Here is a 15115-nt window from a genome sequence, read left to right on the forward strand (position 1 = left end):
CAAGAATGAGCAACGTGATCGAATTGAAGGTGCCGGACATCGGCGACTTCAGCGAAGTGGAAGTGATCGAAGTGCTGGTCAAGGTTGGCGACACCGTGGCGGCTGAGCAAAGCCTGGTGACGGTCGAATCGGACAAGTCCTCAATGGAAATTCCGGCATCCGAAGCGGGTGTCGTGACGGCTATCGCTGTCAAGCTGGGCGACAAGGTCAAGCAAGGCACCGTGCTGGTGTCGATCGAGCCGGGTGCTGCAGCTGCTGCCGCACCGGCAGCCGCGCCTGCACCGGCAGCGGCTCCTGCGCAGGCTGCTGCTGCGCCGGCACCTGCACCCGCACCTGCTGCGGCCGCTCCGGTTGCCGCACCCGCGCCTGCCGCTGCCCCCAGTGGCCCTGTGACCATCAGCGTGCCGGACATCGGCGACTTCGCCGAAGTCGAAGTGATCGAGCTGCTGGTCAACGTTGGCGACGAAGTGAAGGCTGAGCAAAGCCTGGTGACCGTCGAGTCCGACAAGTCGTCGATGGAAATCCCGTCGTCGCAAGCTGGCAAGGTCACCAAGCTGCTGGTGAAAGTTGGCGACAAGGTCAAGCAGGGTTCGCAACTGGTTGAGCTGGAAGCCAGCGCTGGCGCTGCTGCTGCCGCTGCGCCTGCCCCCGCTGCTGCGGCCCCGGCACCTGCCGCCGCTGCTGCTGCACCGGCACCTGCACCGGCCGCCCCCAGCACGCCTGCGGTCGTCCGCACGCCGCCGGTGCAAGCCGTGGAAGACCCGTCGGCACCGAAGCCGCATGCATCGCCTTCCGTGCGCAAGTTCGCACGTGAACTGGGCGTTGATCTGCGTCGTGTGACCGGTACCGGTGACAAGGGCCGCATCACACCGGACGACGTCCGTGCATTCGTGAAGCAAGCGGTAGCAACCGCTGCCCAACCGGCTGCTGCTGCGGCCGCGTCGGGTGACGGTGGTGCCGCGCTGGGTCTGTTGCCCTGGCCGAAGGTTGATTTCACCAAGTTCGGTGAAATCGAAGCCAAGCCGCTGTCGCGCATCAAGAAGATTTCCGGTGCCAACCTGCACCGCAACTGGGTGATGATCCCCCACGTCACGAACAATGACGAAGCCGACATCACCGAGCTGGAAGCCCTGCGCGTCGCGCTGAACAAGGAAAACGAGAAGGCTGGCGTCAAAGTCACGATGCTCGCCTTCGTCATCAAGGCCGTGGTTGCTGCCTTGAAGAAGTTCCCCGAGTTCAACGCTTCGCTGGACGGCGACAACCTGGTCTACAAGAAGTACTTCCACATCGGCTTTGCGGCCGATACGCCCAACGGGCTGGTTGTGCCGGTGATCCGCGACGCCGACAAGAAGGGCGTGTTCGAACTCGCCAAGGAATCCAGCGAACTGGCCAAGAAGGCCCGTGACGGCAAACTGTCGCCGGCCGAAATGCAGGGCGGATGCTTCTCGATCTCGTCGCTGGGTGGCATTGGTGGCACGAACTTCACCCCCATCGTGAATGCGCCGGAAGTCGCGATCCTCGGCCTGAGCCGTTCGGCGATGCAGCCGGTGTGGGATGGCAAGGCCTTCCAGCCGCGCCTGATGCTGCCGATGTCGCTGTCCTACGACCACCGCGTGATCGACGGCGCATCGGCCGCACGCTTCAACGCCTACCTGGGCGCCGTGCTGGCGGACTTCCGCCGCGTGCTGCTGTAAGCGCCAAGGAGCTGCGATGAGCAACGTTATCGAAATCAAAGTACCGGACATCGGTGACTCCCAGGACGTGGAAGTCATCGAGATACTGGTCGCGGTCGGCGACACCATCAAGGCCGAACAAAGCCTGGTGACCGTCGAGTCCGACAAGTCCTCGATGGAAATCCCGGCAACGCAAGGCGGCGTGGTCAAGGCGCTGCGCGTGAAGCTGGGCGACAAGGTCAGCGAAGGCTCGGTCCTGCTGGAAATCGAAGCGGGTGAAGCGGCAGCCGCTGCGCCTGCACCGGCTGCTGCCAAGGCCGAAGCGCCTGCGGCTGCTCCCGCTGCTGCGCCTGCCAAGGCTGCGGCACCGGCACCGGCCGCCGCACCTGCGCCCGCAGGCAGCTACAGCGGCAAGGTCGATGTTGAAGTCGACTTGGTCGTGCTGGGCTCCGGCCCTGGCGGTTACGCCGCTGCCTTCCGCGCGGCCGACCTCGGTCTGTCCGTTGCCTTGGTGGAACGTTATCCGGCGCTGGGCGGTGTCTGCCTGAACGTCGGTTGCATCCCGTCCAAGGCCTTGCTGCACACCGCTGCCATCATCGATGAAGCACGTGCACAAGCTGCGCACGGCGTGAGCTTCGGTGAGCCCACCATCGACCTGGACAAGCTGCGCTCGTTCAAGGACGGCGTGGTGGCCAAGCTGTCCGGCGGCATCGCCGGCATGGCCAAGTCGCGCAAGGTGAAAGTGGTGCAAGGCACCGGTGCTTTCGTTGATCCGTATCACATGGAAGTGGACGGCGAAGCTGGCAAGCAAGTGGTGAAGTTCAAGCAGGCGATCATCGCTGCTGGCAGCCAGCCCGTCAGCCTGCCATTCGCGCCGAAAGACCCGCGCATCGTCGATTCCACCGGCGCGCTGGAATTGCGTCAGCAGCCGGGCAAGATGCTGATCATCGGCGGCGGCATCATCGGCCTGGAAATGGGCACGGTGTATTCCGCGCTGGGCGCACGCCTGGACGTGGTCGAAATGCTCGACGGCCTGATGCAAGGCGCTGACCGTGACCTGGTCAAGGTGTGGCAGAAGTTGAACGCACCGCGCTTCGACAACATCATGGTCAAGACCAAGACCACGGCGATCGAAGCCCGCGAAGACGGCATTTACGTCACCTTCGAAGGCGAAGGCGCACCGAAAGAACCGCAGCGCTACGACCTGGTGCTGCAAGCCGTGGGCCGCACGCCCAACGGTAAGAAGATCGGTGCCGAGAAAGCCGGTGTTGCAGTCACCGACCGTGGTTTCATCGACGTCGACAAGCAGATGCGTACCAACGTGCCGCACATCTTCGCGATTGGTGACGTGGTTGGCCAACCGATGCTGGCCCACAAGGCCACGCACGAAGGCCACGTTGCCGCCGAAGCCGCAGCAGGCCACAAGGCCTACTTCGACGCCCGTGTGATTCCGTCGGTGGCCTACACCGATCCGGAAGTGGCATGGGTCGGCGTGACCGAAGACGAAGCCAAGAAGCAAGGCCTGAAGGTCACCAAGTCGGTGTTCCCGTGGGCAGCTTCCGGCCGCGCGATCGCCAACGGCCGCGACGAAGGTTTCACCAAGCTGCTGTTTGACGAGACCACCCACCGCATCGTCGGTGGCGGTATTGTCGGCACGCATGCTGGCGACCTGCTGAGCGAAATCGTGCTGGCCATCGAGATGGGTTCGGACGCGGTAGACATCGCCAAGACCATCCACCCGCACCCGACCCTGGGTGAATCGGTGGGCCTGTCGGCTGAAGTCGCCGAAGGCAGCTGCACGGACTTGCCGCCGGCTCGGAAGAAGTAATTCTTCTGCGGTTTGGCAGTAAGTGAAACGCCTGGCTCATGCCAGGCGTTTCTGTTTCTGGGTTTGGTGCGCGATTGTCCATCCCTTGCCCGCACCCCGGCCGTCGCAAATCCCCACAGCACATCGGGGAATGCCCCGTGCTCCCCATGCGATACTTCGCCCCTGCTCATTCCCCGGTCGATCACGTTTCATGACCTCGCTGACCCCCGCCGTGCCTGCCCCCGATTCCCGCCCGACCGCTACCAGCCCGCTGGCCACCTGGCTTGCCTACCTGGAGTCGATTCACGCCCGTCCCATCGACATGGGCCTGGACCGTGTGCGCGAGGTGGCTGCGCGGATGGAATTGAACATCGAGGCCGTGAAGATCGTGGTCGGCGGCACGAACGGGAAGGGCTCGACCTGTTCCATGCTTGAGGCCATTTTGCTGGCGTCTGGCTACAAGGTCGGCCTGTACACCTCGCCGCACCTGGTGGATTTCAACGAGCGCGCCCGCATCAACGGCGAACTCGCTACTGACGCAGAACTGACCGAACAGTTTGCGGCTGTCGACGCCGCACGCGGCGAAGTGTCGCTGACCTACTTCGAACTGACCACGCTTGCCATTCTGCGTCTGTTTGCCACCCGCAAGCTGGATGTGGTGGTACTGGAAATCGGCCTGGGTGGTCGGCTGGATGCGGTCAACATCATCGATGCCGACTGTTCCATCGTCACCAGCGTGGATATCGACCATACCGAATTCCTGGGCGACACCCGCGAACTCATCGGCATGGAAAAAGCGCACATCTACCGCAGCGGCCGTCCGGCAATCTGCGCCGACCCGATGCCGCCGGCGTCGCTGGTGGCGCATGCCGAAGCCATTGGCGCTGACCTGTGGTTGTTCGGCCGCGATTTCAACTATGGCGGCGACAAGCAGCAGTGGAGCTACGGCGGGCGCAATCAGCGACGCAATTCGCTGGGATATCCGTCGCTGCGCGGTGCCAATCAGTTGCTGAACGCCTCTGCCGCCATGGCTGCATTGGAAGCGCTGCGCGATCAGCTGGTCGTTCCACAGCAGGCGGTTCGCCTGGGCTTGCTGCAAGTTCAACTGCCCGCACGCTTCCAGATTTTGCCCGGACAGCCCACGGTGATCCTGGATGTTGCCCACAACCCACACGCGGCAGCCGTGCTGGCCGACAACCTGGGCAACATGGGCTTCTATCCGTATACCCATGTGGTGTTGGGCATGTTGTCGGATAAAGACATTTCGGGCGTGATTGCCAAGGTGCTGAAGCACGCCGACCACTGGTATTGCGCCAGCCTGGAAGGCCCGCGCGGCCTGGATGGCGAGGCATTGGCCGGGCAACTGAGGGCGGCTGGCGTTTCCGAGAGTGCCGACAGTTCGATCACGACCTGGGCTTCCCCAGCAGAGGCCTATGCTGCCGCCCGCGCTCGGGCAGGCGACGGTGATAGAATTGTGGTCTTCGGGTCTTTCCTGACCGTGGCTGGTGTAGTGTCGTATCTGCGCAGCGCTGCGACGACGCGAAACGGTTGATACGCGGGTGATTGAACGCAGGTGATCCGCAGGGCGGATTTTCCGGGTAAGTTCACACGCGAACAGACGTCATCACGCGAACGGCTTTGTTGGTACGGCGTACAAGTTCAGCTTTCCACGCACGGCAGGTTCCCGCTCAGGCATTTGCCTATTTGCCGGATTTCTCATGGGTTTGCTCTCAAGCAATAAACCGGCTGCTCCTGAACGCCGCAGCCGCCGCACTACCAGCGAAGATCGGCTCGATCCCGCTCAGGAACTCCGTCGCCGCGCGCGCCGTCGTCTGGTCGGCGCGATCGCGCTGGTGCTGGCCGCCGTCATCGTGCTGCCGATGCTGCTCGATACCAAGCGCGCGCCGCTGCCCAACGACATCCCGATCAGCATTCCGGGCAAGACGCCGCCGCCGGCCCAGGTCGCCGTGGTGCCGCCCGAAACTACTCAGCCTGCCGTGCCGCCTCAGCCGCAATCGCAGCCGAGCACGGCCGTGCCGACGGTGAACGCGCCGTCGGTTACGCCAGCGCCTGCGCATACTCCCACCCCGACGCCTACGCCCACGCCGGCTCCGCAGCAGCATCAGACGCCGGCTCCGGTGCGTACGCCCGAGCCCCGTCCGGAACCTGTGCGCCCCGAACCCGTGCGTCCGGAACCGGCTCGCCCGGAACCAGCGCCGGTTCCGCAGCCGCCGCGCGTGGAAACCCCCGCGCCTGCACCAACCCGTCCGGCGACCGAAGCGGCTGACGCTGCGCGTGCGCGTGCCTTGCTGGAAGGCCGTCCGGCCGTGGTTGCCTCGGCATCGCGTCAAGAGCCTGCCAAAGGTGCTTTTGTGATTCAAGTCGGCGCGTATTCCACCGAAGCGCGTGCGCAGGAAGTCCGCGATCGCTTGTCGGGTGCCGGCATGAAGGCATTTACCGAACGCGTGCGTTCTGGCCAGGGCGACGTCTACAGGGTGCGAGTCGGTCCTTACTCGACGCGTGAAGCTGCCGACAGCGCCCGCGACCGGATCAAGTCGGCGGCCGGACTCGATAGTTCCATCGTGTCCCTGTGACAGCCTTCGATTTCGGCGTCCTCGGTATTCTGGGCGCGTCGGTCGTAGTGGGTTTGTTGCGCGGCTTGATCAAGGAAGTGCTGTCATTGATCGCCTATGTCGCCGCGTTTCTCGCGGCGGCGTGGTACGGCCCGACGGTGTATGGCGGCTTGACCACCTACATCGAGAATTCGGGCCTCCGTCTGATCGTTGCTTACGTCGGGGTGTTTGTCGGCGTACTGCTGGGGGTCGGCATGGTCAACATGGCCTTGTCCGCCCTGATCCGCGCCACGGGTCTGACGCCTGCCGATCGTGGGCTGGGTGGCCTGTTCGGCGTGGCGCGCGGTGCGTTGCTCATCTTGGCTATCGTGACGGCGGCCTCATATACCCCCTTGCCGCAGGAACCGTGGTGGCGCGATGCATTGCTTGCGCCCGCGGTGGAAGCAGGCATCCAGCAATTGAAGCCCTGGTTGCCTGCTCCGGTAGGGGATTGGATCAAGGTCTGACCTGTCGGTCAGGCTGGTTTGACCGATCGTGATCGCAACCGCAATCGCGATCGGGCATGCGGCGTATCTGCCTTGGGTACGCGGCTAACTTGTATGTAAAGAGGTTCACATGTGCGGAATCGTCGGTGTCGTGTCCCATGCACCGGTCAACCAGTTGCTCTATGACAGCCTGCTGCTCTTGCAGCACCGCGGACAGGATGCGGCTGGCATTGCAACGGCGAACGGCAACAATTTCAACATGTACAAGGCCGGTGGCCTGGTACGCGACGTCTTCCGGACGCGCAACATGCGCTCGTTGCCCGGCAATGCCGGCATCGGCCACGTGCGTTATCCGACGGCGGGTTCCAGCGCCAGTCTGGAAGAGGCTCAGCCCTTCTATGTCAACGCCCCGTTCGGCCTGACCCTGGCCCACAACGGCAACCTGACCAACTCGGAATCGCTGCGCGACGAACTGTTCCGCATCGATCGCCGCCACATCAACACCAGTTCCGATTCGGAAGTGCTGTTGAACGTGCTGGCGCACGAGCTGCAACTGGCATCTAACGGTGGTTCGCTGGACGAAGCGGCAATCTTCCGTGCCGTGTCGGCGCTGCATCGCCGCGTGAAGGGCGGTTACGCTGTGGTTGCCCAGATCGCCGGTTACGGCATTCTGGCCTTCCGTGATCCGTTCGGTATTCGTCCCCTCTGTCTGGGCAGTGCCGAGACCGAGTCCGGCACGGAATGGATGGTCACCTCGGAATCCGTGGCGCTGGAAGGCCTGGGCTTCAAGCTGTCGCGCGATGTGCTGCCGGGTGAAGCAGTCTTCATCTCGCTCGACGGTGATCTGGCCGCTGCACAGTGCGCCGACAACCCGATCCTGTCGCCGTGCATTTTCGAATACGTCTACATGGCACGTCCGGACTCGCTGATGGATGGCGTGTCGGTCTACGATGCCCGTCTGCGTATGGGTGAATACCTGGCCGCCAAGGTGGCAGAGCGTTTCGCCCCCGGCGACATCGACGTGGTCATGCCGATTCCCGATTCTTCGCGTCCGGCCGCCATGCAGCTGGCCTCGCGTCTGAACATCGATTATCGCGAAGGCTTCATCAAGAACCGTTACGTCGGTCGTACCTTCATCATGCCCGGCCAGGCCGTGCGCAAGAAGTCGGTTCGCCAGAAGCTGAACGCCATGGGCGTCGAATTCAAGGGCAAGAACGTGCTGATTGTGGACGATTCCATCGTCCGTGGCACCACCAGCCGTGAAATCGTCGACATGGCGCGCGAAGCCGGAGCCAACAAGGTGTACTTCGCCTCGGCCGCGCCTCCGGTGCGTTTCCCGAACGTCTACGGCATCGACATGCCGACCCGCAGCGAGCTGATCGCCTACGGTCGCAGCGATGAAGAAATCGCTCGCCAGATCGGTGCCGATGCCCTGGTGTACCAGGACATCGAAGCCATGAAGCAGGCGGTGCGTGACGTGAACCCGGCAATCACCCAGTTCGACGCTTCTTGCTTCGACGGTCACTACATCACCGGCGACATCACGCCGGAATATCTGGACCGTACTGAGCGCCGTCGCGGCGAAGAAGGTACCGAGCGTCAGGGCGGCCTTCAGGTCAACCTGGGCTACGCTGCCAACGACGTCTGACCCAGCAATGGCAGGGGTCTGCCTGGCAGGCCCGCTGCAGACCAAGGTCCGAGATGCATGAATATTCGTCATCCCGACCGACGGTCTGACCGGCCAATCTGGCCGGGTTGCCAGCAATACGGCGCGCATCTTGCGCGCCGTATGTACGTATAGACAAGGCATATTCAGGCGCGTGTTTTCAAGAACCGCGTTTGCTTATGCCATTCGCGCATATAACCAAATGCCAAATCGGTCGTTCCGACGCCCGGGGTAAATTTGTATGCTGGTTGGTTAAAGCTTGGCGCGCAGCCCCCCACGCGCGCTGGTTCTTGCACGAGGCTCATTCATGTACCGGTATGACCCCATCGACCAGCAGTTGGTCGAACAACGTGTCGCGCAGTTTTCCGACCAAACGCGCCGTTTCCTGGTCGGTCAACTGACCGAAGACGAATTCCGCGTTCTGCGTCTGCAGAACGGTCTCTACATCCAGCGTCACGCCCCGATGCTGCGGGTGGCGATTCCCTATGGCCTGCTGGCCTCGCGTCAGCTGCGTACCCTGGCGCACATCGCGCGCAAGTGGGATCGCGGCTATGGTCACTTCAGCACCCGCCAGAACATCCAGTTCAACTGGCCGCTGCTTGAAGATGTGCCGGCCATTCTGGCCGAGCTGGCCACGGTCCAGATGCACGCCATTCAGACCAGCGGCAACTGTATCCGCAACACCACCACCGATCACTTTGCCGGCATCGCTCCCGATGAGCTGGTCGATCCGCTGGTCTGGTGTGAGCTGATCCGCCAGTGGTCCACCCTGCACCCGGAATTCGCCTTCCTGCCGCGCAAGTTCAAGATCGCGGTCAGCGGTGCCATCAGCGATCGCGCAGCGGTCGGTGTGCACGACGTGGGTCTGCAGGCAGTCGAGCGCGATGGTGAACTGGGCTTCCGCGTCTGGGTAGGCGGCGGCATGGGCCGTACGCCCATCGTCGGCCAACTGATTGGCGACTTCGTACCCTGGCAGCATCTGCTGACCTATCTGCAAGCCGTGTTGCGGGTCTATAACCTGCACGGCCGCCGCGACAACAAGTACAAGGCGCGTATCAAGATCCTGGTGAAGGAACTGACGCCCGACGTGTTCCGCGACCAGGTGGAAGCCGAATGGGCCTTGATCAAGGGCGGTCTGGACACCATCACGCCGGAACAGGTTGCCGAAATCGGCAAGCGCTTCACGACAACCGAATACGCTGCCGACCCCGGCCGCGATGACTCGGCTGAACATGCTGCCAACGACAAGGCCTTTGCCTACTGGTTGCGTACCAACCGCCATGCGCACAAGGTGCCGGGCTACGCCGCGATCACCATTTCGCTGAAGGCCACTGGTGTGCCCCCGGGCGACATCACCGCCGACCAGATGGACGCCGTGGCTGACCTGGCTGACGAATACAGCTTTGGTGAGTTGCGCGTGTCGCACGAACAGAACCTGATCTTCTCGGACGTGCCTGCCAGCAAGCTGTATCCGCTGTGGCAAGCGCTGCGCGGCCTGGGCCTGGCAACCGCCAATGCTGGTTTGCTGACGAACATCATCGCCTGTCCCGGCGGCGATTTCTGCGCACTCGCCAACGCCGTGTCGATCCCCGTCGCGGAAGCCATCCAGGCGCGTTTCGACGACCTGGACTATCTGCACGAAATCGGCGAACTGGACCTGAACATCTCGGGTTGCATCAACTCCTGCGGTCACCACCACGTGGGTCACATCGGCATCCTGGGTGTCGATAAGGCTGGCGAAGAGTGGTATCAAGTGACCATTGGTGGCCGTCAGAGCGGCGCTGCCAAGCCCTTGCCGGACATCGAATCCACCAAGGGCGGCGGTGCCGCAGTTGGCCGTGTGATCGGCCCGTCGTTCTCGCGTGCACAAGTGCCTGACGTCGTCGAAAAACTGATCGGTACCTACCTCGCACGTCGCGACAGCGACGCCGAGCGCTTCATCGACGTAGTCGAGCGCCTGGGTCTCGAACCCTTCAAGCTCGACGTCTATGGCGATCGCGATCAAGCCCGCAAGGAGGCCGCTCATGTCTGATCTCACGCCCGGTACCACTGGCAATACTGGCGAACATGCCCCCGTTCAAGAACCCCGTGCCCTGATCCGTCAAGGCCAGCTTGAGACCGACATCTGGCGTCGCTGCGTGTCCAACGAGTCCACCTCCTTGCCGCCTGATGACGGCCATTGGCTGGTGCCGCTGGACTTGTGGCTGGGCTCGGCCAAGGAATTGCGCGCACGGGTGCACCCGGTTGGCGTGCTGCTGGCCCCCGATGATGATCCGGCCGAATTGCTGGAAGGCGAAGCGAAGATCGATCCGAAGGGCCTTGCGCTGATCGCCATCGACTTCCCGCTGTACACCGATGGCCGAGGCTTTTCCATTGCCCAATTGCTGCGCACGCGTCTGGGTTGGGAAGGCGAATTGCGTGCGGTGGGTGATGTGATCGTCGACGTGATCCATTACCTGGCGCGCTGCGGCTTCGACAGCTTCTCGATCAAGCCCGGTCACGATCCGCAGTTGGCGTTGGCGGCCTTCCAGGCCTTCAGCGTGCACTACCAGCGGACCTATCCGAAGCCGGCTGCGGTGGCCTGAGATGGCAGCGCCATCAGAGGCTCGCCTGACACGGAAAGTCGGCTCTCGGCTGCTTTCGGCAACCTCATCGACCAAGACAGCCGGCAGCCCCGGCACGGTCTATCTGGTCGGTGCGGGGCCGGGCGCGGCTGACCTGCTGACCGTGCGCGCTGCACGGCTGCTGGAGCGTGCCGACATCGTGCTGCACGACGCACTGGTCCAGCCCGAGGTCTTGGCGCTGGCACCGCAGGCACGTCTGGTGCCGGTGGGCAAGCGCTGTGGGCGGCTGTCCACAGCGCAGCACTTCATCAATAAACAATTGGTGGACGCTGCGCAGCACCATTCCTGTGTAGTGCGTCTGAAGGGCGGCGATCCCATGCTGTTCGGGCGCGCCCAGGAAGAGATCAGCGCGCTGATGGCCGCCGGCGTGCCGGTTGAAATCGTCCCCGGTGTCAGTGCGGCCTTTGCTGCCAGTGCTGCCATCGGTCAGTCTCTGAGCTTGCGTGGTGTGAGTCGCAGCGTGGCGTTCCTGACGCCAGCGGTGGGGCAGGGTGAAACGCCACACAGCTGGGCCGGTGCAGCGGTTGCTGCCGACACGGCGGTGCTATACATGGCGGGCAGGCAAGCCAAGGATATTTCCGACGGCTTGATGGCAGCAGGCGTGCCGGCCAGCCGGCCGGTGGTGCTGGTCGAAAGCGCCAGCCTGCCGGGTCAGCGCATGGTGCCGACCTCCGTAGGTGCGCTGCCGCAAGCAGCTGCAGCGCTGGGGGATGGTCCCTGTCTGATCCTGGTGGGTGAGGTCTATGCCGGCTTGGTGGACCTGGCCATCGATGCGGATGAGGCAACGGTAGCCAGGATGGCGGTGGGCTGATTGGTATTGGTAGCGGCCTTGATATGTGCATTGGCAGCGCAGCGCAAGGCAGGGCGGGAATCCTAGATTCCGCCTGCCGGCCCGCGATGCACAGATACCGGCAAGGATCTACGTACTGCTCATCGCGCTGATCCCATCATTGCTTGCCCCTGGTGACATGCCGTTGCAACACCCCTGAAGCCGCATTCCCAGGCGGCGATCTCGTGCCTGACTGTCCGCATCCTGCATCAATGTCCGGTATGCGCAAGGCATTCCACACGCAGGTCTAGTAAGCTCCAGTCTTTCCGATTTGTCCCCCTGCGCCCGTCGCCCACATGGCTTTCGACGTCTACCTGCTGGCCTTCGCCAAGAGCCTGCTGTTCTCGCTTGCGACGATCCTGCCGATTCTGAATCCGCCGGGTACCTCGCCGATGTTCCTGTCGATGACGGAAGGGGCGACCGACGCCATGCGTGCAACGCTGGCGGCGCGCGTGGCGCGCAATATCTTCATCATGCTGATGGCGGCCATGTTGGTCGGCTCGCTGGTGCTGGACTTCTTTGGCATTTCGCTGCCCATTGTGCGTGTCGGGGGCGGGCTGCTGGTGGTCAGCGCGGCCTGGCGTCTGTTGACGACCGACGACAGCAGCAACACCACCTCGGTCAAACTGGTCGAGGCGTTCACCCCCGAGGTCGGGCGACGCAAAGCGTTTTATCCGCTTACCTTCCCCATCAGTTGTGGTCCCGGTTCGATTGCAGCCGCGATCACGGTGGGCGTCAGTCTGCATGACACGTCCATGGCGTTGTCGGCCTCTCGCCTGATCGGCGCGATGTTCGGTGTTGCCTTCTTGTCGCTGATCGCGTTTCTGTGTTTTCGTTTTGCGGTGCAGGTCTTGCGTCCGCTGGGCGAAACGGGAACCATCGTGATGCTGCGCATGTCTGCATTTATCTTGTTGTGCCTGGGCGTGCAGATCGTGTGGGATGGCGCCAGCGAACTGATTTTGAGTATTCTCCAACGCGCTGCGTAAGGCAGCGCGTTTTTTCATCCCTCCATCGGAGCGCTTTATGTCGTTTACCCGGGCAGATCGCCTGCATGTCTACATTGCTGTCCTGAGTCTGGCGGCCGTGGGCATTGCATTGATCTCGCAACATGTCTTCGAAATGCAACCCTGCGCCTGGTGCGTGCTGCAGCGCATGGCCTTCGTTGCACTGGCCGTGGTCTGTCTGCTGGGCGTCTTGCTGCGCCGTGTGCCGGTGCTGACACGTGTGATCAGCTTCATCGCGTTGCTGCTGGCAGGTAGCGGCGTGGTGGCGGCGTTCTACCAGCACAATGTCGCCTCCAAGATGCTGACCTGCGCACAAACCTTCGCCGACCGTTTTGTCAGCGCTTCCAAGCTCGACGGCATCTTGCCTGACGTGTTTGCAATCCAGGCAACCTGCGCCGATTCGGCCGTCGATCTGCTGGGCTATCGCTACGAGCTGTGGAGCCTGGCGCTGTTCTCGCTGCTGAGCCTGTTCGCATTGGTGGCACTGCTGTCGCGCAACGATTGAACGGCAGAAAGTCTGAACGACAAGCATCAATGACCGGTGATCGAACACGCATCGCCGGTCATTCATGCAGACGGGAAGAACGCCTCATCCACCGTCTGTATCGTGCCGGTGTCGGTAGCGTCGTAGCCTGCCAGCCCCTGCACAAAATCACGATAGACGTCTGAGCGCAGCGTGGCGATGAAGGACTGCATCGCCGGCGTACCAATGGCGCTGCGCTCGGCGGCAAAGAAGTAGCGTTCTCGCACCTGGGGAATGAAATCCAGGCCAAAACGCCTGCCTGCGGTTTCCACCCCCATCCCCACATCCGCCATGTCGCTTGCAATATGCGCTGCTACCGCCGCATGCGTGAACTCGGCAGTGGTATCGAAGCCCGGAATGTTGGACAAGGCAATGCCGGTGCGCTTCAACATCAATTCCAGCAGCATTCGTGTGCCGGAACCGGCTTGCCGGTTCACAAAGCGCAGGTCGGGTCGCGCCAGGTCGGCCAGCCCTTGAATGCCCTTGGGGTTTCCGTTGGCGATGAACAAGCCCGAATTCCGATAAGCCAGGTGGATCAGCACATGGTGTTGCGGGTCCAGCCAGCGTGCGTAGGCCTTGAGCATCGGCGTTTCGAACTCGCCCTGCGGGACATGAAACCCCGCCAGTTCACACTCGTGGCCGGCCAGGGCCGCCATGGCTTCCGTGCTGCTGCGATACCTCAGTTCTACCGCCAGCGAGCGCGCTTCCAGTTGCTGCATCAGCGCAGCCACCGCAAAACCGTGGCTGGCATGCAGGCGCAAGTGCTGCGTGCTGCCGGGCAGCAACTTCTGCAGTTCTTCCTGAAGTTCCGAGGCCAGGCTTTCCAGCGTCGGTGACAGCCTTGCTTGTATGCGCCGGTTGGCCCACAAGAGCTTTTGCGCAAAAGGTGTCAGCGTGGTGCCCAGGCGGCGTCGGGTCTGCAACAGCTCAACGTCGAAAGCGGATTCGAAACGGCGCAGCAATCCCCAGGCATGCCGGTACGACACGCCGACCTCGCGACAGGCCCCTGCAATGTGGCCGGTGGACTCGATGGCGGCCAGCACATCCAGCACCTCCTGCAACGGAATTTCGCCCTCGACCGGATGGCGCAGATGCCAGGCCGGGCGGATATCCAGCGCAAATTTATATGTCATTTATTGCCTATTGAAGCGAATAAATTCAGGTGCTACGGTGTGTTCAGTGGCGATGTGGACCAAGGCCAATATAGGCAAGGATCTGCATAAATAAAATAGATACAGCCCCCAGGAGACATGCCATGCGCAGTGATGCCATGCCTGAACCCGTGCCCGCGTTCACCCGCGCGGCCACGCTTGCCATCAAGCCGGCCGACAAGCTCGCGGCAGCGCTGCCAGGCAGCGCCGACTCCTGTACGACCGCGGCATTGATCGCCGCGCATGCAGGCCAAGCCGGTGCCTTGCTTCCCTTGTTGCACGCCATTCAGGACAAGCTCGGCTTCATTGCGCCTGGCAGTGTTGGTGACATCGCGCAGGCACTGAACCTGTCGCGTGCGGAAGTCCACGGAGTCATCACCTACTACCCCCATTTCCGCACCGTTGCCCCTGCTCGCCACACCCTTGAAGTCTGCCGGGCCGAGTCCTGTCAGGCCCTGGGCGGCGATGCGCTGGCCGCCCATGTTCAACAGCGGCTGGGATGCGATTTCCACGGTGCAGATGCAAGCGGGGCAGTGGGGTTGGAGGCCGTGTATTGCCTGGGCCTGTGTGCACAATCGCCTGCGGTTGCCATCGATGGCGTTGCCCATGCGCGCATGACGCCGGCGCGGATGGACCGCTTGCTCGATCCCTTGCTGGCCGAAGCTGCCAAGGTAGATGCAAACGCAGCCGTAGCCCAAGCCCAAGCCAGTAGTGCCGCTGCACCGCGCAATGTGTCAGTCGATGGACGCCATCTTCTGCAAGCGCCCCATCGTGGCCAGG

At 62.9% G+C, this 15115-nt stretch carries 12 protein-coding genes and 1 pseudogene; 12 read left to right on the forward strand and 1 reads right to left on the reverse strand.

Annotated elements, in window-relative coordinates:
- The first annotated feature begins 5 nt into the window (after positions 1-5).
- From aceF to FXN63_RS08400, 11 genes are all read left to right on the forward strand, one after another.
- Entirely contained in the window at positions 6-1694 is a 1689-nt protein-coding gene (gene aceF / locus FXN63_RS08350; protein WP_148814242.1) for a dihydrolipoyllysine-residue acetyltransferase, read from the forward strand.
- Between the two features lie 16 nt (positions 1695-1710).
- Positions 1711-3501, forward strand: a complete 1791-nt coding sequence (gene lpdA, locus FXN63_RS08355; protein ID WP_148814243.1) for a dihydrolipoyl dehydrogenase — start codon at positions 1711-1713, stop codon at positions 3499-3501.
- A 190-nt stretch (positions 3502-3691) separates the two neighbouring features.
- Positions 3692-5032 (forward strand): bifunctional tetrahydrofolate synthase/dihydrofolate synthase, encoded by a 1341-nt coding sequence (gene folC / locus FXN63_RS08360; protein ID WP_148814244.1) that lies wholly within the window; start codon positions 3692-3694, stop codon positions 5030-5032.
- Positions 5033-5198: 166 nt separating this feature from the next.
- Positions 5199-6074: an SPOR domain-containing protein gene (locus tag FXN63_RS26690; protein WP_187395150.1), complete on the forward strand. Its 876-nt coding sequence runs from the start codon at positions 5199-5201 to the stop codon at positions 6072-6074.
- Positions 6071-6559 carry a CvpA family protein gene (locus tag FXN63_RS08370; RefSeq protein ID WP_148814245.1) on the forward strand — a complete coding sequence of 163 codons (489 nt, stop codon included), beginning with the start codon at positions 6071-6073 and terminating at the stop codon, positions 6557-6559. Before FXN63_RS26690 ends, FXN63_RS08370 begins: the two co-directional genes overlap by 4 nt.
- Positions 6560-6668: 109 nt before the next feature.
- Positions 6669-8186, forward strand: coding sequence for an amidophosphoribosyltransferase (purF, locus tag FXN63_RS08375; RefSeq protein ID WP_148814246.1), 1518 nt, complete (start codon positions 6669-6671; stop codon positions 8184-8186).
- 325 nt (positions 8187-8511) lie between these two features.
- Positions 8512-10236 carry a nitrite/sulfite reductase gene (locus FXN63_RS08380; protein WP_148814247.1) on the forward strand — a complete coding sequence of 575 codons (1725 nt, stop codon included), beginning with the start codon at positions 8512-8514 and terminating at the stop codon, positions 10234-10236.
- Positions 10229-10789: a DUF934 domain-containing protein gene (locus tag FXN63_RS08385; protein ID WP_148814248.1), complete on the forward strand. Its 561-nt coding sequence runs from the start codon at positions 10229-10231 to the stop codon at positions 10787-10789. Before FXN63_RS08380 ends, FXN63_RS08385 begins: the two co-directional genes overlap by 8 nt.
- 1 nt (position 10790) lies before the next feature.
- Positions 10791-11639, forward strand: coding sequence for a uroporphyrinogen-III C-methyltransferase (gene cobA / locus FXN63_RS08390; protein ID WP_148814249.1), 849 nt, complete (start codon positions 10791-10793; stop codon positions 11637-11639).
- A gap of 314 nt (positions 11640-11953) precedes the next feature.
- Positions 11954-12643 carry a MarC family protein gene (locus FXN63_RS08395; protein WP_148814250.1) on the forward strand — a complete coding sequence of 230 codons (690 nt, stop codon included), beginning with the start codon at positions 11954-11956 and terminating at the stop codon, positions 12641-12643.
- 37 nt (positions 12644-12680) lie between these two features.
- Positions 12681-13166 (forward strand): disulfide bond formation protein B, encoded by a 486-nt coding sequence (locus FXN63_RS08400; protein WP_148814251.1) that lies wholly within the window; start codon positions 12681-12683, stop codon positions 13164-13166.
- A 62-nt stretch (positions 13167-13228) separates the two neighbouring features.
- Here FXN63_RS08400 and FXN63_RS08405 read toward each other — a convergent pair whose 3' ends face one another.
- Positions 13229-14317, reverse strand: coding sequence for a substrate-binding domain-containing protein (locus FXN63_RS08405; RefSeq protein ID WP_148814252.1), 1089 nt, complete (start codon positions 14315-14317; stop codon positions 13229-13231).
- A gap of 122 nt (positions 14318-14439) precedes the next feature.
- On the opposite strand from FXN63_RS08405, the pseudogene FXN63_RS08410 reads away from it, so the two are divergent.
- Positions 14440-14979, forward strand: a pseudogene (locus FXN63_RS08410) (formate dehydrogenase subunit gamma); the annotation flags it as partial.
- Positions 14980-15115: the final 136 nt, after the last annotated feature.

This window comes from Pigmentiphaga aceris, assembly GCF_008119665.1.
GTDB classification, from domain to species: domain Bacteria; phylum Pseudomonadota; class Gammaproteobacteria; order Burkholderiales; family Burkholderiaceae_B; genus Pigmentiphaga; species Pigmentiphaga aceris.